This is a genomic window from Stenotrophomonas sp. YJH_SMC_17, from assembly GCF_059371655.1.
Genome location: NZ_JCAFUU010000002.1, coordinates 20,796 through 42,510, shown reverse-complemented (window position 1 = coordinate 42,510; position 21,715 = coordinate 20,796). Strand labels below are relative to the sequence as shown.

Annotated in this window: 20 protein-coding genes; 4 read left to right on the top strand and 16 right to left on the bottom strand. The window is 68.2% G+C overall.

All coding sequences use genetic code 11. The annotated features are described in order from the left end of the window. Positions 1 to 108 precede the first annotated feature (108 nt). Positions 109 to 927, top strand: a complete 819-nt coding sequence (locus tag AC5P8Z_RS05360) for a S1/P1 nuclease (RefSeq protein WP_019660010.1) — start codon at positions 109 to 111, stop codon at positions 925 to 927. 11 nt (positions 928 to 938) lie between these two features. Then, a complete protein-coding gene (locus AC5P8Z_RS05355; RefSeq protein ID WP_286069667.1) occupies positions 939 to 1,739 on the top strand; it encodes an MBL fold metallo-hydrolase in 801 nt (266 codons plus the stop codon). A 31-nt stretch (positions 1,740 to 1,770) separates the two neighbouring features. Here the strand turns inward: AC5P8Z_RS05355 and AC5P8Z_RS05350 are convergent, their stop codons facing one another. The 4 genes from AC5P8Z_RS05350 to AC5P8Z_RS05335 form a co-directional block, all read right to left on the bottom strand. Further along, positions 1,771 to 2,649 carry a hypothetical protein gene (locus tag AC5P8Z_RS05350; RefSeq protein WP_495228363.1) on the bottom strand — a complete coding sequence of 293 codons (879 nt, stop codon included), beginning with the start codon at positions 2,647 to 2,649 and terminating at the stop codon, positions 1,771 to 1,773. An 80-nt stretch (positions 2,650 to 2,729) separates the two neighbouring features. Next, positions 2,730 to 3,293 carry a hypothetical protein gene (locus tag AC5P8Z_RS05345; RefSeq protein WP_286069670.1) on the bottom strand — a complete coding sequence of 188 codons (564 nt, stop codon included), beginning with the start codon at positions 3,291 to 3,293 and terminating at the stop codon, positions 2,730 to 2,732. Next, entirely contained in the window at positions 3,290 to 4,531 is a 1,242-nt protein-coding gene (locus AC5P8Z_RS05340; protein WP_495228361.1) for a M56 family metallopeptidase, read from the bottom strand. The genes AC5P8Z_RS05345 and AC5P8Z_RS05340 overlap by 4 nt, the downstream gene beginning before the upstream one ends. Beyond that, positions 4,524 to 4,889, bottom strand: a complete 366-nt coding sequence (locus tag AC5P8Z_RS05335; protein WP_010484077.1) for a BlaI/MecI/CopY family transcriptional regulator — start codon at positions 4,887 to 4,889, stop codon at positions 4,524 to 4,526. The genes AC5P8Z_RS05340 and AC5P8Z_RS05335 overlap by 8 nt, the downstream gene beginning before the upstream one ends. Positions 4,890 to 5,007: 118 nt before the next feature. Between AC5P8Z_RS05335 and AC5P8Z_RS05330 the strand changes: the two genes are divergently transcribed. Both AC5P8Z_RS05330 and AC5P8Z_RS05325 read left to right on the top strand, forming a co-directional pair. Beyond that, entirely contained in the window at positions 5,008 to 5,565 is a 558-nt protein-coding gene (locus AC5P8Z_RS05330) for a flavin reductase family protein (RefSeq protein WP_495228359.1), read from the top strand. Between the two features lie 34 nt (positions 5,566 to 5,599). Further along, complete coding sequence (locus AC5P8Z_RS05325) at positions 5,600 to 7,552, top strand: acetyl-CoA hydrolase/transferase C-terminal domain-containing protein (RefSeq protein ID WP_495228357.1); 1,953 nt, start codon at positions 5,600 to 5,602, stop codon at positions 7,550 to 7,552. Between the two features lie 55 nt (positions 7,553 to 7,607). On the opposite strand, the gene AC5P8Z_RS05320 is transcribed toward AC5P8Z_RS05325, so the two are convergent. The 12 genes from AC5P8Z_RS05320 to AC5P8Z_RS05265 all read right to left on the bottom strand — a co-directional run bounded on the left by AC5P8Z_RS05320 (position 7,608) and on the right by AC5P8Z_RS05265 (position 21,696). Further along, positions 7,608 to 7,913 (bottom strand): HigA family addiction module antitoxin, encoded by a 306-nt coding sequence (locus tag AC5P8Z_RS05320; protein ID WP_286069673.1) that lies wholly within the window; start codon positions 7,911 to 7,913, stop codon positions 7,608 to 7,610. 11 nt (positions 7,914 to 7,924) lie between these two features. Beyond that, on the bottom strand, positions 7,925 to 8,203 hold the full coding sequence (locus AC5P8Z_RS05315; RefSeq protein ID WP_495228355.1) for a type II toxin-antitoxin system RelE/ParE family toxin: 279 nt from the start codon (positions 8,201 to 8,203) through the stop codon (positions 7,925 to 7,927). A gap of 272 nt (positions 8,204 to 8,475) precedes the next feature. After that, positions 8,476 to 10,473, bottom strand: a complete 1,998-nt coding sequence (gene tkt, locus AC5P8Z_RS05310) for a transketolase (protein WP_495228353.1) — start codon at positions 10,471 to 10,473, stop codon at positions 8,476 to 8,478. Positions 10,474 to 10,688: 215 nt separating this feature from the next. After that, positions 10,689 to 12,008, bottom strand: a complete 1,320-nt coding sequence (locus AC5P8Z_RS05305) for a dicarboxylate/amino acid:cation symporter (protein WP_286069676.1) — start codon at positions 12,006 to 12,008, stop codon at positions 10,689 to 10,691. A 57-nt stretch (positions 12,009 to 12,065) separates the two neighbouring features. Further along, entirely contained in the window at positions 12,066 to 13,781 is a 1,716-nt protein-coding gene (locus tag AC5P8Z_RS05300) for a BatD family protein (protein WP_295566693.1), read from the bottom strand. Beyond that, positions 13,778 to 15,616, bottom strand: coding sequence for a VWA domain-containing protein (locus AC5P8Z_RS05295; RefSeq protein WP_495228351.1), 1,839 nt, complete (start codon positions 15,614 to 15,616; stop codon positions 13,778 to 13,780). The genes AC5P8Z_RS05300 and AC5P8Z_RS05295 overlap by 4 nt, the downstream gene beginning before the upstream one ends. Further along, positions 15,613 to 16,617, bottom strand: a complete 1,005-nt coding sequence (locus AC5P8Z_RS05290; protein WP_286069680.1) for a vWA domain-containing protein — start codon at positions 16,615 to 16,617, stop codon at positions 15,613 to 15,615. Before AC5P8Z_RS05290 ends, AC5P8Z_RS05295 begins: the two co-directional genes overlap by 4 nt. After that, a complete protein-coding gene (locus AC5P8Z_RS05285; protein WP_286069681.1) occupies positions 16,614 to 17,063 on the bottom strand; it encodes a DUF4381 family protein in 450 nt (149 codons plus the stop codon). The genes AC5P8Z_RS05290 and AC5P8Z_RS05285 overlap by 4 nt, the downstream gene beginning before the upstream one ends. Next, positions 17,060 to 17,989, bottom strand: a complete 930-nt coding sequence (locus AC5P8Z_RS05280; RefSeq protein ID WP_495228350.1) for a DUF58 domain-containing protein — start codon at positions 17,987 to 17,989, stop codon at positions 17,060 to 17,062. The genes AC5P8Z_RS05285 and AC5P8Z_RS05280 overlap by 4 nt, the downstream gene beginning before the upstream one ends. A gap of 8 nt (positions 17,990 to 17,997) precedes the next feature. Further along, positions 17,998 to 19,023: an AAA family ATPase gene (locus AC5P8Z_RS05275; protein WP_495228348.1), complete on the bottom strand. Its 1,026-nt coding sequence runs from the start codon at positions 19,021 to 19,023 to the stop codon at positions 17,998 to 18,000. A 177-nt stretch (positions 19,024 to 19,200) separates the two neighbouring features. Further along, a complete protein-coding gene (locus AC5P8Z_RS05270) occupies positions 19,201 to 21,171 on the bottom strand; it encodes a type IV pilus secretin PilQ (RefSeq protein WP_286069685.1) in 1,971 nt (656 codons plus the stop codon). 21 nt (positions 21,172 to 21,192) lie between these two features. After that, the gene (locus AC5P8Z_RS05265) at positions 21,193 to 21,696 is read right to left on the bottom strand and encodes a pilus assembly protein PilP (protein ID WP_043035665.1); all 504 of its coding nucleotides are present in this window, start codon (positions 21,694 to 21,696) and stop codon (positions 21,193 to 21,195) included. Between the last annotated feature and the right edge of the window lie 19 nt (positions 21,697 to 21,715).

The following is a 21,715-nucleotide window of genomic DNA, read 5'->3' as shown; positions in this document are numbered from 1 at the left end:
CTCCCCCGCATGTGCACGGGCCACCCTAGCGGCCGCCGCATCAAGGCCGCGTGGCGAACGCCAGGCGTGATCAAGCCCGGGCCTGCCGAGGCCCGCTAGAATGTGCGCATGAAAGCCCTGCACTCCCTGTTCCTCGCCGCCGCCCTGGCGCCGGCCCTGCTGTCCGCTTCCGCCCCGGCCCATGCCTGGGGCGCACAAGGCCACCGCCTGGTTGCCGAAGTCGCCGACGCCCGCCTCAACCCCGCCGCCCGCGCCGAAGTGGACCGTCTGCTGGCCACCGAGCCAGACGCCACCCTGGCCAGCATCGCGCCCTGGGCCGATCAGCTGCGCGCCAAGGACCCCGGCCTGGGCCGTCGCTCGGCCGGTTGGCACTACGTCAACATCGCCGAAGACAACTGCCACTACGAAGCACCGAAGCACTGCAAGAGCGGCAACTGCATTGTCGAGGCACTGAAAGCACAGAGTGCCATCCTCGGCGACCGCAGCCTGACCGACGGCGAGCGCCTGCAGGCGCTGAAGTTCGTCGTGCACCTGGTGGGTGACATCCACCAGCCGATGCACGCCGGCTACGCCCATGACAAGGGCGGCAACGATTTCCAGCTGCAGTTCGGCAACCGCGGTACCAACCTGCACTCGCTGTGGGACAGCGGCATGCTCAACACCCGCAAGCTGGACGATGCCGGCTACCTGCCGCTGCTGCAGAGCCAGCGCGCGCCGAAGCTGGCACGCCAGTCCAACCCGCAGCGCGACCCCCAGGCCTGGGCCGAGGCCAGCTGCCGCATTTCCATGCAAGCTGGCGTTTATCCGGCCACGCGTAAGATCGGTGATGAATACACCGAGCGCTACCGGCCGCTGGCCGAAGCGCAGCTGCGACTGGCCGGCGAGAACCTGGCGCAGTTGCTGAACCGCGTGCTCGGCACGCGCTGAGGAGCGTTCCAATGTCAGTCCAGGTGCAGTCGTTCTTCCACCGTGACAGCAATACCTTCAGCTACCTGGCCAGCGATCCGGCCAGCGGCGAGGCAGCGCTGATCGACCCGGTCTTGGACTACGACCCGGACACCGACGCCAGCAGCGAGTCACCGCTGCGCGACGTGCTGCAGGCCATCGAACAGCAGGGCCTGCAGCTGCGCTGGCTGCTGGAAACCCACGCCCACGCCGACCATGTGTCGGCGGGGCGTCGGCTCAAGCAGCGCTTCCCGCAGGCCACGCTCGCCATCGGCGAAGGCATCCGTGCGGTGCAGGCGACGTTTGCACCGCGCTATGGCCTGCGGCTTCCTGCTGCGGATGACATCTTCGACCACCTGTTCAGCGATGGCGAAACCTTCGCCCTTGGCGGACTGGATGGACGCGTGATCGCCGTGCCCGGGCATACCAGCGACAGCGTCGCCTACCTGATCGGCGATGCACTGTTCACCGGCGACTCGCTGTTCATGCCAGACGGCGGCACCGCCCGCTGCGACTTCCCGGGCGGCGATGCCGCGCAGCTGTACCGTTCGATCCAGCGTCTGCTGGCCCTGCCCGACGCGACCCGCGTATTCGTCTGCCACGACTACGGTCCGGGCGGTCGTGATTTCGCCAACGAAACCACCATCGGCGAACAGCGCGCGCACAACATCCACGTGCATGACGGCGTGGCCGAAGCGGAGTTCGTCAGCGTGCGCCAGGCCCGCGATGCCACGCTGGCCGAGCCGGCGCTGATGCAGCCGGCGGTGAAGGCCAACATCCAGGGCGGGGCATGACGCTTGCGCGCGCCCGCTTCATCGAGGCGCCTCACTCGTAGATCACCTCGTGATCGACGGTTTCCTGCAGCAGGTCATCCTGCGTCGTGCCCACATACATCTGCCGTGACAGCACGCGCTGCGCAGCGAAGCGGATGCGCACGTTGTAACTCTCCGATGCGTCGCCGCCCTGCAGGTCCAGCACACCGCCGCCAGCATCTGCCTTCAGGGTTCCGCGATGCAGATCGAAGAGATCGCGGTACACCGAGTACGCCACGGGAACCGGCTGGCCGTCCACGCGCAGTTCCAGATGCGTGACCTCACGGCATGGCGCGGTGGTCCCGCCGCACGCAACGCCGCTTGCGGCCGGTGCATCGGCCGTGCGCATGGCAAGCGTGGCTTCCACCCGCCTGGTGGCAGACGCATCTGACAGGCGTACCTTCGACTTCTGCGTCAATACACGCGAGGAGGGGTCCTTCAGTTCCTGCAAGGCCTGCCGCAGGCGCTGCAGCTGTTCCGCGCATTGCGCCGGTGCCCCTGGGGAATCGGTACAGGCCGCCTGCAGCTGCAGCGCCTCCACCTGTGCAGCGGTGATTTCGCCGCGATCGACCTTCATTGCCACCGCGCCGGCCAGAAGCGAAAGATCACTGCGCTCTCCCCCATCGAGGATCGCCTGCCGTGCAACCGGCAGGAAGGCCGGCGGCTGGGCGGCGAGCAGTTCGGCGATGCAGGGCGGTCGCGGGCGGACCTGCAGCGCTCCCCGCAGATACGCCACGCGTGCGGGCTCGCCCAGCGCTGCCAGGTAGCTGCCGGCCGAGCAGGCCGGTGGACCATTTCGATATGCGTCCAGGTCGTGGTTGTCCTGCCCATGCGGCGTGCAACCGGCCAGTACACAGGAAAGCCCGGCCAGCATGACTGTCCAGATCTTCATCCCCAGCTTCCGTTGCCGTGACGCCCGCACTGTACGCCTGTGCGGGCGACGGCGCCTGCCTGGTCGCGCATGGCCCGGCACTACCGGCCCTGTGCACGCACCACATGCTGGCCCTTCACGACCTCGAAGGTGAAGGCGTACTGCAGGGTAACGGCCACCGGCTCGACCCGCTCGGCGCCGCGGCAGTCACCGCGATCGGCAGGTACCTTGCCCGCTGCGAAGTGGCAGACCGCGGCGGACGAGTACTTCCACATCGCAACCGCCTCCTGCGCGGCCTGCAGCAGGGGCGCGTTCTCCGGCGCCCGACCCGCACTGCATTCGCTGCGGTCGGTCAGCGGCATGCTGCGCTCAACGCTGCCCTGCGCATCCACCACCACCTGCAGGCAGACCGTGGTCGGCGGCAACGACGTACGTGGATCGCGCTCGCCCACCACCGGGTCAGGTGCCGTATGCAGCTGCGGCATGCGGTAGCCTTCGCTGGCGGCCAGCGTGTAGGGCTGGATCTGGCCGCCCCCTCCCCCCGCATCGGGCCGCAGGCGCTGGTGACCGACATTCTCGCTGCGGGTATCGACGGTGGTCAGGCGATCCTGGGTTGCACACCCCATCAGCAGCGCCGCCATCATCAACAGCGGCGCGGACCTCACTTCGCGTCCTCGGTGTCATCCATGGCGTAGGTGATCGGAATGCGTACGGCACCCGCCACCGCCTTGCCGTTCTTCACCGCGGGGCGATAGGTCCAGCTGCGCGCGGCGGCGATGGAGACGGCGTCGAACACCCCCGGATTGGTCGCACTGAGCACCTGCACATCGGTCGGCTGGCCCTGTGCATCCACTTCGATGCGCAGATTGACCACGCCTACCTGGCGTTGCTCGAAGGCAGACTTCGGGTAGGACGGTGGCGGCATCTTGTCCACCTGGATGGGACGGTCCAGCCCCGCCTTTGCCGCATCCTCTTGCGCATGTTCGAACGGCTCGACACCGATCCGGGTGCCACCGGCCGCACCGCCCTGGCTGGCCCACGCCACCGCGCCCATTCCCACGCACAACCCGACCACCAGCACCTGCCCCGACACCCACGGCAATGCCTTCCGCTTGGACTGCTTCAACATGGCGATACGCTCCTTCAACACGGGTTGGCTGCGCCAATGGCAGACCGCTGGCGCAACCGGGTGGACCAGCTGCGCCTTCAGCAGCGTGCTGGCATAGAGGCCCCGCAGCGCAGGCTGCGGGCCGATGGTGCGGGCATCGCAGGCGAGTTCCTGGTCGCGCAGGAAGCGGCGTGCGGCCCACGGCAGCAGCGGGTGGAACCAGAACACCGCGCGGACCAGCAGCAGCGCGCCGTTGGCCCAGTGGTCGCCATGGCGGCGATGGCTGCGCTCGTGCTGCAGGATCAGGTTCTGCTCCTGTGCGGTGAACTGCTGGTCGAATGCCGGGCCGACCACGATGCGCGGTCGCCACAGGCCGACCAGTGCCGGCAACCCGGGATCGCCGCTGGCCTGCCAGCTGCCATCGGCACGCGCACGCAGTGGGCCCATGCTGCGTTCGAAACGGCGCTGCGCACGCAGGTCGCGCAGCAGGCAGATGCCTGTCCCCAGCACCCATGCCAGCAGCAACAGCAGGGTCCACGGCAGTGATTGCCCGGTCAGTCCATCCACGGCCCCAGGCACCACCTTCAGCGCCACTGTCGGCACGTGCTGCAACACCGCAGCCTGTGGCAATGGCAGCAGCAAGGTCACCAGCAGCAACGGCAGCAGCCACCAGCTGCGATAGGCCAGCCCGGCGCCGCCCAGGCTCACCAGCAGCGGTCGCAGCGCCGCCAGCAGCAGCACGCCCACCGCCAGCCACAGGCTGGTCCGCCACAGTCCGTCGAGCAGCTCAGTCATGGTCCAGCTCCTGGATCAGCTTCTTCAGTTCGGCGATGTCCTGCGCGCTCAGCTGCCCCCGTTCGCTGAAGTGCGCCACCAGTGGCGCCACGCGGCCCTCGAAGACGCGCCCGATGAAGTCCTGGCTCTGCGCCTCCACCCAGGCCTGCCGCTGCAGCAGCGGCCGGTACAGGTAGCGCCGTCCATCGCGCTCGGCGGCGATCGCGCCCTTGGTCAGCAGGCGGTTGAGCAGGGTCTTGATGGTCGGCTCGGCCCAGTCGCGATGGGCCAGCGCGGCCACCACATCATCGGCACTACGCGGTGCCTGCTGCCACAGCACCTCCATCACAACGGCTTCGGCTTCGCTGATCGGGGTCATGGTTTACATCCGTAATCGACGATCTGATTACGCGCGTAATCGAACTACCTGTCAAGCCCCTCGACTCCGGGTTCATCCCGGCTGCGCCAGCATCGGTTCCTCCCGCCCCAGGCTTCGGATGAAAGCACTGCCCAAGAAAGACTTCCCGGTCGAGCAGGCCCGCCGCTTCCTCGAACCCGGCCCGATCGTGCTGGTCAGCACCGCCTGGCGCGGCCAGCGCAACCTGATGACGATGGGCTGGCACATGGTGATGGGCTTCTCGCCGTCGCTGGTCGCAACCTACCTGTCGAATGAGAACCACAGCCATGCACTGGCCGTCGGCAGCGGCGAGTGCGTGATCAACGTACCCGGCGTGGAGCTGCTCGATACCGTGGTGGACATCGGCAACTGCAGTGGTCGCGAGGTCGACAAGTTCGCCCGGTTCGGGCTTGACGCGCTGCCCGCACGCGAGGTCGGCGCACCACTGGTCGGGCAATGTCACTCGAACTTCGAATGCCGGTTGTACGACGACAGCCAGGTGGCATCGAACAACCTGTTCATCTGGGAAATCGTGCACGCACACGTAGCGCCACGGCCGAAGCTGCCGCGCACGGTGCACTACCGCGGCGATGGGCAGTTCATGGTGTCCGGCGCCGAAGTCTCGCGTCGACGGCGGTTCAAGCCCGACATGCTGTAATGCCCGCACTCCCCCACACGCAGGACCGCCCCGCATGACCGAACACCTCACCGACCTGGACGCCGCTGTCGACTGGTTGTTTGCGCGCGTGGACGGGCCGTTGCGGATCGGGGCACCGCTGGCGCTGGGCAAGCCGCACCGGCTGCTCAATGCCCTGTACGCGCGCGTCGAGCACGACCCGTCGCGGCCATTGCAGCTGTATACCGCGCTATCGTTGAACCCGCCAAAGGCGCGCGGCAACGGCCTGGAAGCGCGCTTCATGGCGCCGTTCGCGCAGCGCCATTTCGGCGACGATTTCCCGCGCCTGGCCTATGCCGATGCGATTGCACGCGACGCGCTGCCGGCACATGTGCAGGTGGAAGAGTTCTACATGCAGTCCGGCGCCCTGCTCGGTTCGCGCCAGGCGCAGTCCAGCTATACCAGCCTGAACTACACCCACGCCGCCGACGCGGTCGCCCAGCGCGCGCCGCAGGTGATCGTGCAGAAGGTGGCGATGCGGCCGGATGATCGTCGGCTGTCGCTGTCGTGCAACAACGACATCACCCAGGACACGCTCGATGCCATCGCCGCGCGTGGCCTGCCGCGGCCCCTGCTGATCGCCGAGATCGACCCGCAGCTGCCCTACCTGGGCGGCTCGGCCACGGTCGACGTGTCGTTCTTCGATCTGGTGATCACCCCGCCACCGCCGTATCCGGCACTGTTCGGCCTGCCGCGGCAGCCGGTCGGCGATGCCGACTACGCCATCGGCCTGTATGCCAGCACCCTGGTCCGCGACGGCGGCACCCTGCAGATCGGCATCGGCACGCTGGCCGACGCGCTCAGCCATGCGCTGGCGCTGCGCCACACCGACAACGCGCGCTACCGCCGCGTGCTGCATGCGCTGGATCCGCAGCTGGCCAGCCACCCGCTGGTGCAGGAGATCGGCGGGCTGGATCCGTTCGAGGTCGGCCTGTACGGCTGCAGCGAGATGCTCAACGAGGGCTTCCGCCGGCTGGTGCAGACCGGGGTGATCAAGCGCAAGGTGCACGACGACCTGGCGCTGATGCAGCGCATCGAGAACGGCAGCACGCTGTCCATCGACCACGCCACCCTGGCCGCCGAGGGCGAGTACCTGCACGGCGCGTTCTACCTGGGCTCCCCGGAGTTCTACGAGTGGCTGCGCACGCTGCCGGAAGACGAATGCCGTGCGATCGGCATGCGCCGCATCAGCGAGATCAACCAGCTGTACGGTGGCAACGAGACGCTGGAACGCCTGCAGCGCCGGCACGCGCGCTTCTTCAATTCCTGCATGATGGCCACCGCGCTGGGCGCGGCGGTGTCGGATGCGCTGGACGATGGCCGCGTGGTGTCCGGCGTGGGTGGCCAGTACAACTTCGTGGCGATGGCACATGCCCTGCCGGAAGCGCGCAGCGTGCTGATGTTCCGCGCCGCGCGCGATGACAAGGGGCGCCGCGAATCCAACGTGCGCTGGAACTACGGGCACACCACCATCCCACGCCACCTGCGCGACATCTACCTCAACGAGTACGGCATCGCCGATCTGCGCGGGCTGACCGACGAGGACTGCGTGCAGGCGATGACCGCGATCACCGAAGCCCCGTTCCAGGGTGGCCTGCTGCAGCAGGCGCAGGCCGCGCGCAAGCTGCTGGCGGTGACCCAGCCGGACCCGCAGCGCCTCCAGCGCAATACGCCGCAGGCATTGGCCGCGGCACTGGCCCCGTTCCGCGCCGATGGCAGCCTGCCTGACTACCCGCTCGGCAGCGACTTCAACGAGATCGAGCAGGTACTGGTGAAGGCACTGGGCTGGCTGAAGGCCAACACGCAGACCCGGGGCGACAAGCTGCGCACGGTCTGGGCCGCGCTGCGACAACCGGCCGGCGACGGCGATGCGGTGTACCTGCAGCGCATGGGCCTGCAGGCGCCCAAGGATTTCGCAGAGCGCCTGGATGCGCGCCTGCTGCGCCTGGCGTTGGCGCGTACCAGCTGAAACAGCTTCCGAGACGCGCCCGACGCACCGGCGCTCATCCACGCATGGCGTGGATCTACCGCTCCATCCTCACTGCATCCTCAAGGTACAGGCGGGCAATGGGTGGATGCGCTCGATGCTCGACTTGCCACAGATCGTATGCCGCCTGCATCGCCAGCCACATGCGGGCATTGCCCAGACCCGCAAGCTCGAGGCGGAATGCCAGCTCCGCGGAGATGCCGGCGTGCCCGTTGATGATGGTCGACAGCTGTCCGCGGGAATAGCCAAGATGCTGCGCCAGCGCACTGATCGACATGCTGATCGCCGGCAGGATGTCTTCGCGCAGCGATTCTCCGGGGTGCGGCGGATCATGCAACGGCATCGAACGGCCTCCTAGTGGTAATCAAGGTAATCGACCAGTTCGACGTCCAGCCCGCAAAAGCGGAACACCAATCGCCAACTCGCCGAGACACTTACAGCCCAGTAGCCGCTGTAGCTTCCGCGCAGGGGGTGCAGGCGATTTCCGGGCAGCCCCATGTCTCCAGGCAGCCGGGCTTGATCCAACTGCAGAAGCAAACGCCGCAACCGAGCCACATGATCGGCACGAACTCCTGAAATATCGCCCCGCTCATAGAGCGCTTTCAGACCCTTATGCCTGAAGCTGACGATCATGCAGCATCAGTGTAAGGCAACACCTTACACTCCGCAAATCCAGTACAGGTTTCTACGCCGCGCTTCTTGACCATTTTTACTATAGAGGGTGCCTCGGCAGACTCTCCTTTTCGCAAGGAACGCAGGTCAGATGAAGAGGCCAACGCGACAGCGCCGCCGCCGGGCGGAACATGCCGTCCCCTTTCCTCGTCCACACATGGCGTGGATCTACCCAGGAAAACGAGAAAGGCCGGCTTGCGCCGGCCTTTCCCTTTTCTGCTTTGCGATGCTGCTTACAGCGCCTTGGCCGCTTCCACCACGTGGGCGGTGGTGATGCCGAAGTGCTTGTACAGCTGGTCGGCCGGGGCCGAAGCACCGAAGGTGTCGATGCCGATCACCGCGCCGTCCAGGCCGACGAACTGGCGCCAGAAACCGGTCACGCCGGCTTCCACCGCCACGCGCTTGCGCACGGCGTTGGGCAGCACCGATTCACGGTAGGCCGCATCCTGGCGCAGGAACACGTCGGTGGACGGCATCGAGACCACGCGGGTCTTGAGGCCGGCCGCATCCAGCTGGGCCTTGGCTTCGGTGGCCAGCGAGACTTCCGAACCGGTGGCGATCAGGATCACGTCCGGGGTACCGGCGGCATCGGCCAGCACGTAGCCACCGCGCTCGATCTGGGCGATCTGCTTGGCGTTGCGCGGCTGGTGCGGCAGGTTCTGGCGGCTGAACACCAGGCAGCTCGGGCCATCCTGGCGGGTGATCGCGGCCTTCCAGCTCACTGCCGATTCAACGGCGTCGCACGGGCGCCACACGTCGTTGTTCGGGATGTAGCGCAGCGAGGCCAGGTGCTCCACCGGCTGGTGGGTCGGGCCGTCTTCGCCCAGGCCGATCGAGTCGTGGGTGTAGACGTGGATGGCATGGGCCGGGATCAGCGCGCTCATGCGCACGCCGTTGCGGGCGTAGTCGCTGAACACCAGGAAGGTGGCGTCGAACGGAATGAAGCCACCGTGCAGGGCCAGGCCGTTGGCAATGGCGGTCATGCCGAACTCGCGCACGCCGTAGTACACGTAGTTGGCGTTGGCGTCGTCGCTGGCGACCGACGTGCTGCCCTTCCAGAGCGTCAGGTTGGAGTGCGCCAGGTCAGCCGAGCCGCCGACGATTTCCGGCAGCAGCGGGGCGTAGGCTTCGATGGCCAGCTGCGAGGCCTTGCGCGAGGCGATCGTCGGGCCTTCAGCGGCCACCTGGGCGATGTAGGCATCGGCCTTGGCCACGAAGTCGGCCGGCAGTTCGCCGTGCGAGCGACGGGTCAGTTCGGCCGCTTCGGCCGGGTACTGGCTGGCGTACTTGTCGAACAGCTGTTCCCACTCGGCCTGGCGCAGGGTGCCGGCGCCATTGGCGCGCCAGCCGTCGTAGATCGCCTGCGGGATCTCGAACGGACCGTATTCCCAGCCCAGCTGCTTGCGGGTGGCTTCCAGCTCGTCCTTGCCCAGCGGCGCGCCGTGGCTGGATTCCTTGCCCGCCTTGTTCGGCGAACCAAAACCAATGGTGGTGCGGCAGCAGATCAGGGTCGGCTTGTCGCTCTGCGACAGCGCGGCCTCGATGCCGGCCTTGATGCTTTCCGGATCATGGCCGTCGACGTCGCGGACCACGTTCCAGCCATAGGCTTCGAAACGCTCCGGGGTGTTGTCGGTGAACCAGCCCTCGACATTGCCGTCGATGGAGATGTGGTTGTTGTCCCAGAAGCAGACCAGCTTGTGCAGGCCCCAGGTGCCGGCCAGCGACGCGGCTTCATGCGACACGCCTTCCATCAGGCAGCCATCGCCCATGAACACCCAGGTGCGGTGGTCGACCACTTCCAGCTCCGGGCGGTTGAAGCGCTGTGCCAGCAGCTTCTCGGCCAGGGCGAAGCCCACGGCATTGGCGAAACCCTGGCCCAGCGGGCCGGTGGTGGTTTCCACGCCCGGGGTCTCGTGGCGTTCCGGGTGGCCGGCGGTGTGGCTGCCCAGCTGGCGGAACAGCTTCAGCTGCTCGATCGGCAGGTCGTAACCGCTCAGGTGCAGCAGCGCGTACTGCAGCATCGAACCGTGGCCGTTGGACAGCACGAAACGGTCGCGGTTGAACCAGTGCGGATTGCTCGGGTTATGGCGGAGGTAGTCGTTCCAGAGGACTTCGGCGATGTCGGCCATGCCCATGGGCATGCCGGGGTGGCCGGACTTTGCGGTTTCAACCGCATCGGCGGCAAGGAAGCGGATGGCGTTGGCCAACTGGCGACGGGTAGGCTGCGTCATGGTTCTGTCGGAATCGGGAGGCGGCCGCGGACGTGCGGGCGGCCTATTGTCCCATAGTCGCCGGGCGGGGGGTCAGCCCACTCTGCCCGGTCGTGGCGGCCGCTGGACGGCAACGTGAGGATTTCCGCTCGATGCCGCATGTGAAAAGGGGTCGGAGCCCATTCCGTGCGGAATGGGATCCGACCCCGATCGGGTCGCCAGCAGTGGCGCCCGGCTCAGTCCTGGTGCGGTGCCAGCGCCGGGCCGTCGTGCGGCTCGCCCTTGGCCACCAGGGTGGTCAGGGCCAGGTCGCCGGTCACGTTCAGTGCGGTACGGCACATGTCCAGGAAGTGGTTCACGCCCAGGATCAGGCCGATGCCCAGCGGGTTCACGCCCACCATGGCGCAGATCATCGCCACCACCGGCAGCGAGCCGGATGGCACGCCAGCGGTACCGATGCCACCGAGGATGCAGACCGCCATCACCATGAACTGCTGGCCGATGCTCAGGTCCACGCCGAAGAACTGGGCCAGGAAGATCACCGTCACGCCCTCGAACAGCGCGGTGCCGTTCTGGTTGGCGGTGGCGCCCACGGTCAGCACGAAGCGCGACACGCGCTGCGGCAGGCCCATCTGGTCGGCCACGCGCAACGCGGTCGGCAGGGTCGCGTTGCTGGAGGCGGTGGAGAACGCCATCACCGTCGCTTCCTGGGTATCGCGGAAGAACGACAGCGGCGAACGGCCGGACAGCCACACGGCGGTGCCGTAGGTCACGATCATGTGCAGGCCCAGCGCCAGCACCACCACGCCCACGTAGGCACCGAGGCGGATGATCAGCTCGAAGCCGAACAGTGCGGCCAGGTTGAACATGAAGCAGGCCACCGCGTACGGGGCCAGGCGGATGACCAGGTTGATCAGGGTCATCGAGATTTCGAACACGCCTTCGATGGCGCGACGCAGCGGGGCGACCTTCTCGTTGTCGGTCAGCACCATGCCGATACCGAACATCAGCGCGAAGAACATCAGCGACAGGATCGCGCCGTTGTCCGACGCCGCCTGCAGCACGTTGCTCGGTACGATCGACAGCAGCATGTCCATGCCCTTCGGCGTGCCATGGATGCCAGCCACGATCTCCTTGCTGCGCTCGGCGTTCTCCGACAGCATCAGCGCCGCGGTCTGCGGGTCGACGCCCGCGCCGGGCTTGAGCACGTTCACCAGCACCAGGCCGATGCCCACGGCGATGCCGGACAGCAGCACGGTGTAGGCCAGGGTCTTCCAGCCGATGCGGCCGAGGGCGCGGATGTCGCCCATCTCCGACACGCCCATGATCAGCGCCGAGAAGATCAGCGGCACGATCAGCATGAAGATCAGGTTGAGGAACAGGCCCGACGCCGGGGTGGTGACGTAGTCCATGACCCACTTGGCACCGGCCTGCAGACCATCGACGCTGCCGCCCAGGGCGTGCACGATCAGTCCCAGGACCAGGCCGATCGCAAAGCCGATGCCCATCTTCCAATGCAGGGGCAACTTCTTCTTGTCGGCAGCAGCTGCTGTCATACGCGGGTTTCCTCGAAAAATGAATGCACTCTAACAAAGCGCGCAAGCGACGCCGGTTCAGGTTCGCCGCGGTGGATACAGCGGCGCCAGGCCAGTGTCGGCGGGGCCGGCAGCTGCCGACCAGTGCGGTCCGTCACGGAAGACCTCGCGCAGACGCGAACGCAGCGATGCCAGATCGCCCTGCCCGCCCCAGCGGGCCTGCTGCAGGTCCTGCAGCACCTGGCGCTGGGCCGGGTCATCCAACCGCGCGATGACCTGCTCGATGCGCTCAACACCGGCCATCGCGCACAACTGCGCTTCTACCTGATCGAAGCCTTCGCCATCCAGTGCGCGGCGCAGGTCGGCCAGGCCGGCACGTCCGCTCGCCACAGTCGGCACAGCCGGCGTGCCTGCCACCGGCGCAGTTTCACGGGGGCGGCGGCCACGCTGCCAGCCCCACAGCAGGGTCAGCAGCCACAGCATCGCCAGGCCGATGGTGGCGCCCATCCATGGCCACGGACGCTCGGCCAGGCCGCTGGCGCGCGGATCGGTGGCCGCGATACGGCTGTCCTGGCCATCGCCCCCCGGCAGCGCGGCATCGGTGTCGATCGGCGGCAGCGGCGCAGGTGAAGCACTGCCGCCGCCATTACCGGCTGCGACGGCGAGTGTCAGGTCCGGCAGCTTCGCTTCCTGTGGCTTGCCCGCACGAACATCCCACCACGGCAGGCGCGGCCCCGGCACCACCAGCGAACCCGGCTGGCGCGGCACGATCGAATAACGGCGGGTGATCTTCAGCCGCGGCGTGCTGCCGTTGAAGGTCTCTTCGTACTGCGCCGGTTCGGCGAACACCTGTGCGGCGCTGCCGACGTCGGGCACCGGCAGGTCGGTGAACTGCGCGCGGGTCGCCCCTTCGGCAATCGCTTCGACCACCACATTGGCCGCTTCGCCCGTACGGGCGCTGGTCGGTGCACTGGTGTAGCGCAGCTGCAGGCCCTGCAACGGCAGCCACGGCTGCGGCGCCTGTGCCGGCTGTGCCTGTACCTGCAACGTGCGGTCGGCGCCGGTGGCATTCATCCGCCCGTCGCCGCCGCCAAAGAAGTCGTCGAAGAAGCCACCGGCACTGCGCCCACTGAAACGCGCACCGGCCAGCCGAAGTGCACCGCTGCGCTCAGGAATCAGCAGGAAGCGCCGCTCGACCACGTTGTAGCGGCGGCCATTGACCTGCCGCACGTCGGTGCGGTCATCACCCACCCGCTGCAACGACGCACCGGCCGGGGTATCCAGCACCAGTTCACCCGACGCCAGCTGCGATGCGAAGTACAGCCGTACCACCACGCCCACGCTCTGCTGCACATAGGGCGTCTCATCGTCGACAACGGTCTCGATGAAGGCCATCGCATTGCTGTCAGGGCCGGCGACGGCAGCGGCGTCCACCTGCAGGGTCAGCGGCGCGGTGCGCACACTGCCGACCTGCAGGCCAGGCACCACCAGCGCGCCGCTGCGTCGCGGCGTCAGCGCTACGCCATACAGATTGCGCTGCTGCATGCTGCCGTTGCTCCACTCCACCTGGCGGCTGCTGGTCTGCCCGCTGAGGTCGAAGTCGGTGCGCAGCGGCGTGAAGTCCGGCGCGCCCTGGTCGCTCTCGACATTGAGGGTGACCGTATCGCCCATCGCGATGCGGTCGCGGTCGAGCCAGGCGCGCGGTTGCGCCCAGGCCAGCAATGGCAGCCACAACAGCAGTGCTGCCAGCACCCGCCGTGGCCAGTGCCCGTGCATGTTGATCGCCCGCGTCATCGCCCTTCCCTCTTCCTGCGTTCGTTTTCCAGCTGGAACTTGGCCCGCAGCAACGCACCCGGATCATCCGGCACACGTCGCATCCAGGCCTCCACGGCCTGTTGTTCTTCGCGCTGGCGCGGTGTGCGGCCGTCACCGGCCGGCACTGGCTTGCCGTCCTTGTCCGCTTCGCCTTCGCGCGCCTGCTGCATCGCCTGCTGCATGCGCTGGCGCTGCTGCTCATCGGCCTGCGCCTGGGCCTTGGCATCCTCGACCTGCGGCGGCGCCTGCTGGCCATCGCGGCTGCGTTCGCCAGACTGCGGCTTCGATTGCGTGCTGTCGTCACCCGGCTTGGGCTGGCCCTGCTGACCCGGCGAAGGCTGGCCCTGCCCGGGGTCTCTCTGGCCCTGCTGCGGCTGCTGGCCTTGCGGATTCTGCTGGCCCTGCGGATCGTTCTGCTGCTTCTGCTGCCCGTTCTGCGGTGGCTTCTGCTGATCCTGGCCTTTGCCACCCGGGGGCTTGCGCTTGCGCGCGGCATCGACCACCGCACGATTGGCAACCGCATCGGCCATGCCGGGATGCAGCGCGAGTGCGCGATCGTAAGCGGCGATCGCGTCGTCGTAGTTGCCCTGGCGCGCCAGCGTGTTGGCGAGGTTATACCAACCGGCATCGCTGTCGATGCCTTCGAACTGCCTGCGCGCGGTGGCAAAGTCGCCGTTACGGTAGGCCTGCACGCCTTCGGCCAAACGCTGGTGCTGTACCTGGTCGGCACGCTTCCACAGCGAGCCCTGCACCGGCGGCGAGGCGGGCGCCGCAGGCATCTGCGCGTGCACGTCACTCATCCACGGCAGCAGGCCCACCGCCAGCAGCGCCGCCAGCACCGCGCGGCGTCGGAAGGCCAGCAGCGCCAGCAGCATCACCGGTGGCAGCAGCCAGAACCCTTCATCGCGCCACTGCTTGCCCTCGCCGGGCCGCTGCGCGGCGCTGCCTTCGCGCGCATCAAGCACGCCCAGCGCGCGCAGGTCACTGTCATCGGCGGCGATGCGCACATAGCGGCCGCCGCCTGCGGTGGCCACCGCGCGCAGGCTGCCTTCATCCAGCGCGGCCTGGCGGATCTGCCCACTGCCATCACGGTAGGCCGCGCCCGCGGGCGTGCCCAGGCCCAGTACCGACACCTGCAGGCCAAGACCGCGCGCCTGCGCTGCAGCCAGCGCAGCTTCGCCATCGGTTTGATCGGTGACCAGCAGGATCTGTCCCTGCGGTGCAGCGATCTGCCGCATCAGCCGCGTGGCCCAGTCGATGCCACGGTCGGCACGCTGGCCGTCACGCGGCATCACATCCGGCGACAAGGCATCCAGATACAGCGCAACGTTGCTGCCGTCATCGGTCAACGGCGCCACGGTGTAGGCATCTTCGGCGTACACCACCAGACCGACCTGCCCGCCCTTGCGTGCGCGCAGGAGCTCACCGACCTTGGCCCGTGCCTGCAGCAGGCGCGACGGTGGCAGGTCGGTGGCAGTGATGCGGCTGGACAGATCCAGCACCACCAGCAGCGGTGCGCTGGGCTGGAACATCGGTTGTGCCTGCTGCCGCCAGCTCGGTCCGGCCATGGCCAGTGATGCCAGCGTCCAGCCCAGCACAATCGCCCACGGCAGTCGCACGCGACGGCGCACACCGGCCGCCAGCAGATGCGGCAACAGGTGTGCATCCACCGCCTGACGCCACGCGTCGCTGCGCCGCTGCCGGTACAACGCCACGGCGACGATCACCGGCAACGCCAGCAGTGCCCACAGCCACTCCGGGCGCAGGAAGTGCAGCGCGTTCCAGTCGGGAAGATTCGAAGCGAGGGCGATCATCGGCGACGCTCCGGCCACAGCCAGGCCAACGCACCCAGCAACACTGCCAGCCCCAGTGGCCACGCATAACGTTCCTCGCGCGGGCGCAGGCTCGGCCCCTTCGCCGCGATCGGCTCCAGCCGGTCCAGTTCGGCATAGATGCCGGCCAGTTGCGCGGTATCGCGTGCACGGAAGAACTGGCCGCCGGTCAAGCTGGCAATCTTCTTCAGCGTGGCCTCGTCGACCGGGTCCTGGTCGGCGGAAATGGGAATGCCGAGGAAGCGCATGCTGCCATCGCCACCAAACGCGACCGTGTGGATGCGTACGCCCTCGGCCTGCGCGACTTCGGCCGCGCGCAGCGGCTCCAGCACACCCGCGTTGCTCACACCATCGGTGAGCAGGATCAACACGCGCTGGCCTTCGGGTTGGCTGCGCAGGCGCTTCACCGCCAGACCGATGGCGTCACCGATGGCGGTCTCGCGGCCGGCCAGGCCAACCACGCTGTCGCGCAGCTGGTCGCGCACGCTGGCCAGATCGGCGGTGATCGGCGTGAGCGTGTAGGCGCGATCACCGAAGATCAGCAGGCCGATTCGATCCCCCACACGGCGGTCGAGGAAATCGGCCAGCACCGCCTTGGCGGCGGTGAGTCGATCGACCGCCTGCCCACCCAGCACCATGTCGCCCTCGCCCATGCTGCCGGACACGTCCATCGCCAGCATCATCTGCCGGCCCTGCTGCGGTGGAGTGATGGCTTCACCCAGCTGCTGCGGGCGCGCGAGCGCGATGCACAGCGCACACCACGCCAGCCACAGCAGCACCGTGCGCAGCCACGACACGTCCACCCGGCCACCACCGGACAACGCTTCCAGCTCGCTGGCGGCATACGGCACGCGCAATGCCGCACCCGCATCGGCGCGACGCTTCCACCAGCGCATCAGCAGCGGCAGCGGTAACGCCAGCAGGGCCAGCGGCCACGCCAGCTGCAGGTCCGGCCACGGCCAGTAACTTGCCAGCAGGTTCATCGGCGGCGCTCCAGCAGCATCGCCAGGTAGCGCTCGCGGGCCCAGCAGCGCACGGCCGCCACTTCGCTGGCGTCCACGCGGGGGCGATAGGCGCCTTCGGCCAACAGGCTGCGCCGCGCATCGGGCAACGTGCCCTTCGGATCCACACGCTGCCACCACGCAGCGTCGCGCAGGGATTCACTGCCCGGCTGCGCCTGCCGCGCGGCGCGGCGCAGCAGGCCGGCGATCACCGCCAGTTCCGCGGTGGCATCGGTGGTGGTGGCCAGTTCCTGGTCGAATGCCTGCAACCAACGCTGGCGACGGCGGCGGCGCTGCCATCCGATGACAGCGAGCACCAGCACCACCAGCAGCACCACGCCGCCGATCATCAGATAGCCGGGTGCCGGTGGCCACCACGACGGTGCCGGCGGCAGCTGCACATCGCGCAGCGGCAGGGTGGCACTCATGCCGGCACCTCGGTCGGTGACGCTGCCAGCCACGCGTCGCTGGGCGCATCGGTGGACAGCACCTGCACGTCGACACGGCGTGCACCGAGCTGGCGGCGCAGTGCCTGCAGCGGTTCGACGAAGTGCGCCTGCCAGTGCGCCTGCACGTCGCTGCGGCGCAGGTCGAGGCCGATGCGCTGCTGCGCGGCCTGGAACTGCAGGGCGGCCGAGGGCGGCTGCAGTTCGAGCGGATCGACGAGCAGCACCAGGCTGAGGTCATGGTGCTGGGCCAGCGCGCTCCAGCGCACCGGCGGAATCCGCGCCGCCTGCTGCGGATCGGCCAGCACCAGCATGCGCGCCCCGGGACGCAGCACGCGGGCGGCATGGTCCAGCGCGCGCTCCAGGCCGAGATCGTCGGCGGGCGGCTGCGCGTACCAGCGGGTGAGCGCGTCGAGCACGCGCAGTACGCCGCGCGGACCACCCGCCGGTGCAATCGGTGCCTCGCGATCACTGCCACGCAACGCGCCCACACGATCGCCGCGACGCTGCGCCGACCACGCGGCGACGGCGCCGGCGCGTGCGGCCTGTACCGACTTGAAGCGCACGCGAGTGCCGAAGTACAGCGCCGGTGAGGTGTCGGCCACGATCAGGCTGACCCGCTCGCGCTCGGCCTGGAACAGCTTGGTATGGGCACGGCCGGTGCGCGCGGTCACGCGCCAGTCGATATGGCGCGCGTCGTCACCGGCCACGTACTCGCGCGACTCGGCATATTCCATGCCACGGCCACGCAATGGCGATGGCGCCTGCCCAGCGTTGCCGGCGCGGCCACGGCGCGGCGGCGGCGGACGTTGCGCCAGGCGGCGCAGGGCGACCAGTTCGGACAGCTGTGGGCGCAGCCCGTCGCCATCGCTGACGGTGGACACCGGTTCCAGGGACGGATCGGTCATGCGCAGGCTCAGGGTGCCGGCACCCGGGCCAGCAGCTCCTGCACCAGGCGCTCGCCGTCCCAGCCCTCGGCGGTGGCTTCGTAGCTGGGCAGCACGCGATGGCGCAGCACGTCGGCGGCCACCGCGCGCACATCATCTGGGGTGACGAAGTCGCGGCCAGCCAGCCAGGCCCGCGCGCGCGCGCAGCGTTCCAGTGCGATGGAACCGCGCGGGCTGGCACCCCACGCGATGCGGCGGCCGAGGCCGGCGTCGTAGCGCGACGGGTCGCGCGAGGCCAGCACCAGTTCGACCAGATAGCGTTCCAGTGCCGGTGCCATGTGCAGGTCCAGCACCTCGCGGCGCGCATCGAACACATCCTGCATCGGCATCTTTTCCGGTGCGGGTGCGGCCTCGCCCAACGCGCCGCGGGCGCGCTCGCGGGCCAGGCGCAGGATCTCCGATTCGGCCGCCTGGTCCGGGTAGCCGATGCGCACGTGCATCAGGAAACGGTCCAGCTGCGCCTCCGGCAGCGGGAAGGTACCTTCCTGCTCGATCGGGTTCTGCGTGGCCATCACCAGGAACAGCGGCGGCAATGCGTAAGTGTGTCGGCCAACGGTGACCTGGCGCTCGCCCATCGCTTCCAGCAGCGCCGACTGCACCTTGGCCGGCGCACGGTTGATTTCATCGGCCAGCAGGATCGGATGGAAGATCGGGCCGGGTACGAACTCGAAGCGGCCTTCCTGCGGGCGCCAGATCTCGGTGCCAGTCAGGTCGGCCGGCAGCAGGTCGGGGGTGAACTGTACGCGCGCGAAATCCGCCTCCAGGCGGGAGGCCAGCGCACGGATGGCCGTGGTCTTGGCCAGGCCCGGGGCGCCCTCCACCAGCAGATGCCCGTCGGCCAGCAATGCGATCAACAGGCGTTCGACCAAGGCCGCCTGGCCGACGATTTCGGCCGACAGCGCGTCGCGCAACTGGTTGAAGGCGCCATGCAGGCGGGAGGTGGCCGGCGCGGGCGGCGGCGAGACGTTTTCGGGCATCGGCGGTGGCAGGTTCATGGGGGCCTTTGACCGGCGCAGGACGGCACGGGTTCCCGACATCATCGCAGGGTGCCTTGCGATTGGCATCAAGAACGGCTGAACGGCTATCCCATCCACGCATGGCGTGGATCTACCTGCATGAACGAAGAAGGGCCGCACATGGCGGCCCTCCTTCGTGTTGCAGGTGGCGTTGGCTCAGTTCTGCTTGGCCACGCGCAGCACCTTCGGGGTGACGAACACCAGCAGCTCGGCCTTGTCCTTGCTGCGGCCACGCTTCTTGAACAGGTTGCCCAGGAACGGGACGTCGCCCAGGAACGGAACCTTGCTGATGCTGTTGCGGTCGGTGAACTCGTACACACCACCGATGACCACGGTCTGCCCGTCTTCGACCAGCACCGCGGTATTCACTTCGCGGCGGTTGATCGACGGCACGGTGCCGTAGCCTTCCAGCTGGATCAGCCGATCCACTTCGTCCTTCTTCACCTGCATGTTGAGGAACACGCGGTTGTCGTTGGTGATGGTCGGGGTGACCTTCAGCTCCAGCACCACTTCCTTGAACTGCACGTTCGGCGTAGCGACACCGCCCGCACCGGCACTGATGGTCACATAGCCGATTTCCTTGCCCTGCTTGATCAGGGCTTCGCGCTGGTTGGTGGTCACCACGCGCGGGTTGGAGATCACTTCACCACGCGACTCTTCCTGCATGGCCGACAACTCCACGTCCAGCAGGTAGCCGGCATTGAGGATCGACAGCGCCAGCGAGCCCGCCGGGTTGGTGGACGCCGCCGGCATGGCCCAGTTCAGGCCACGGGTGATCGCCGAGCCGACCGGGACCGGCGCCGGGCCCGTGCTGCCACCGGCTACCCAGTCGCGATACGCCTTGGCATTGGTCGCATTGGCTTCGACCTGCGACTTGCGGGTCGCCTCATTGGCCTCCAGGTTGCCGCTGAAATACGCGTTGTCGCGGCTGCCGCTGATGCCGAACCGCGCACCCAGCTCACGTGCGAACGTATCGGTAGCGATGACGATGCGGCTCTCGATCAGCACCTGGTCGACCGGGCGGTCGATCACGTTGATCAGCTCGCGCATGCGCGCGATCTTCTTCGGAATGTCGCTGATCATCAGCGTGTTGGTGCGCTCATCGGCGACGATGCGGCCACGGCCGGACAGGAAGCCACTTTCCTCCTGCGATGAGCCACCACCACCCCCGCCACCTGCACCGCCAGCGCCACCACCACCGATGCCCTTGGCTTCGGTCAGCGCTTTGAAGATCTGGGTCGCGCTGTGGTAGTTGATCTGGACGTAATCGGTCACCAGGTCTTCGCGGTTCTCGATGGCGATGCGCGCGTCTTCCTTCTCCTGCTCGAACTTGGCCAGTTCGGCCTGCGGCCCGACCCAGATCACGCTGCCGTCCCGTCGCTTGTCCAGGCCCTTGGCACGCAGCACGATGTCCAGTGCCTGGTCCCACGGCACATTGACCAGGCGCAGGGTCACATTGCCCTGCACCGAATCGGAGGCGACCACGTTGAGGTTGGACTCTTCGGCGATCAACTGCAGCACGGTGCGCACCGGCACGTCCTGGAAGTTGAAGGTCACCGGCTTGCCGGTGAAGCCGCGCTGGCCGACGGCCTTGGCCGCCTGGGTGACGCTGCCGGCAGTGACTGCACCGACGGCGGCCGGTGCCTGCCGCGGGCTGATCTCGACCACGTACTCGTTGCCGCTCTGGTAGGCCAGCGACTCCACGGCACCGCCGGTGCTCAGCACCAGCTGGGTGCCGGCACCGGACGGCTTGGCGTCGATGCGCTGCACCGGCGTGGCGAAGTCGACCACGTTCAACGGCTTCTGCAGGTTGGCCGGCAGACGGGCGTTGCCGACGTCCACCACCACGCTGTTGCCCTGCGTGCGCAGGTCCGGCATCGCGCCCTGGCCATCAAACTGTACGATCAGGCGGCCTGCACCATCATCGCCGCGCTTGAAATCGATCTTGGCCACCGACAGGCCGGCGGGTGCCGCGGCCGGTGCGACGGTGGTGCCCACCGGCTTCTCCGCCGGTGCGGCGGCCAGCGCCGGAGCGCAGGCCAGCATCAGCGCGACTCCCAGCGCGCTGACACGGTTCAAGGTAGAGCGCCGGATGGGACGCAGCCCCTTGGCTTGGTGAAAGGTCATCGTGCTATCCCCAGTAAACGATCATTGATCTTCAAGCGAGAGCGTTGCCGGCCGTTCCAGCCAGCCACCCGCGCCATCCGGCACCAGTTCGATCAGCTCCACACGGTCTTCGAAGACCGCGGTGACCCGCCCGTCGCTCTGCCCCAGGTAACCGCCCGGGCGCACCCGGTAGGTCACCTTGTCCGGCCCCATCACCAGCGCCACGGTGCCGCCGCCGGTCCCGATGGTACCGACCATGTCCAGCGCATCCAGCGGGAAGCCCTCCAGGGGCTCCTTGCGCCGGTTCGGATCCGGCCGCAACCCGCCATTCCCCTGCGGATTGGTCCAGGCATCGGTGAACGGATCACGCAGGCCCTGCGCGGAGTACTCGAAGGTCTCGAACTGCTGCATCACAGGCAACGGTTCCAGCGGCTGCGCCGGCCGGGCACGTTCGCCTTCCACCCACTTCTCGAGATTCGGCGCGTCGCCCGGCGTGCTGGTCACGCCACGCCCACAGGCGGCCAGCAGCAACACCGCAGCGACCATTGCGCAACGTGCAAAGAAG

Excerpts from the sequence above, each read along its gene's own strand:
- AC5P8Z_RS05360 (WP_019660010.1), top strand. The coding sequence starts at position 109 with ATGAAAGCCCTGCACTCCCTGTTCCTCGCCGCCGCCCTGGCGCCGGCC.
- AC5P8Z_RS05355 (WP_286069667.1), top strand. The coding sequence starts at position 939 with ATGTCAGTCCAGGTGCAGTCGTTCTTCCACCGTGACAGCAATACCTTC.
- AC5P8Z_RS05350 (WP_495228363.1), bottom strand. The coding sequence starts at position 2,649 with ATGAAGATCTGGACAGTCATGCTGGCCGGGCTTTCCTGTGTACTGGCC.
- AC5P8Z_RS05340 (WP_495228361.1), bottom strand. The coding sequence starts at position 4,531 with ATGACTGAGCTGCTCGACGGACTGTGGCGGACCAGCCTGTGGCTGGCG.
- AC5P8Z_RS05335 (WP_010484077.1), bottom strand. The coding sequence starts at position 4,889 with ATGACCCCGATCAGCGAAGCCGAAGCCGTTGTGATGGAGGTGCTGTGG.
- AC5P8Z_RS05330 (WP_495228359.1), top strand. The coding sequence starts at position 5,008 with ATGAAAGCACTGCCCAAGAAAGACTTCCCGGTCGAGCAGGCCCGCCGC.
- AC5P8Z_RS05325 (WP_495228357.1), top strand. The coding sequence starts at position 5,600 with ATGACCGAACACCTCACCGACCTGGACGCCGCTGTCGACTGGTTGTTT.
- AC5P8Z_RS05320 (WP_286069673.1), bottom strand. The coding sequence starts at position 7,913 with ATGCCGTTGCATGATCCGCCGCACCCCGGAGAATCGCTGCGCGAAGAC.
- AC5P8Z_RS05315 (WP_495228355.1), bottom strand. The coding sequence starts at position 8,203 with ATGATCGTCAGCTTCAGGCATAAGGGTCTGAAAGCGCTCTATGAGCGG.
- tkt (WP_495228353.1), bottom strand. The coding sequence starts at position 10,473 with ATGACGCAGCCTACCCGTCGCCAGTTGGCCAACGCCATCCGCTTCCTT.
- AC5P8Z_RS05305 (WP_286069676.1), bottom strand. The coding sequence starts at position 12,008 with ATGACAGCAGCTGCTGCCGACAAGAAGAAGTTGCCCCTGCATTGGAAG.
- AC5P8Z_RS05300 (WP_295566693.1), bottom strand. The coding sequence starts at position 13,781 with ATGACGCGGGCGATCAACATGCACGGGCACTGGCCACGGCGGGTGCTG.
- AC5P8Z_RS05295 (WP_495228351.1), bottom strand. The coding sequence starts at position 15,616 with ATGATCGCCCTCGCTTCGAATCTTCCCGACTGGAACGCGCTGCACTTC.
- AC5P8Z_RS05290 (WP_286069680.1), bottom strand. The coding sequence starts at position 16,617 with ATGAACCTGCTGGCAAGTTACTGGCCGTGGCCGGACCTGCAGCTGGCG.
- AC5P8Z_RS05285 (WP_286069681.1), bottom strand. The coding sequence starts at position 17,063 with ATGAGTGCCACCCTGCCGCTGCGCGATGTGCAGCTGCCGCCGGCACCG.
- AC5P8Z_RS05280 (WP_495228350.1), bottom strand. The coding sequence starts at position 17,989 with ATGACCGATCCGTCCCTGGAACCGGTGTCCACCGTCAGCGATGGCGAC.
- AC5P8Z_RS05275 (WP_495228348.1), bottom strand. The coding sequence starts at position 19,023 with ATGAACCTGCCACCGCCGATGCCCGAAAACGTCTCGCCGCCGCCCGCG.
- AC5P8Z_RS05270 (WP_286069685.1), bottom strand. The coding sequence starts at position 21,171 with ATGACCTTTCACCAAGCCAAGGGGCTGCGTCCCATCCGGCGCTCTACC.
- AC5P8Z_RS05265 (WP_043035665.1), bottom strand. The coding sequence starts at position 21,696 with ATGGTCGCTGCGGTGTTGCTGCTGGCCGCCTGTGGGCGTGGCGTGACC.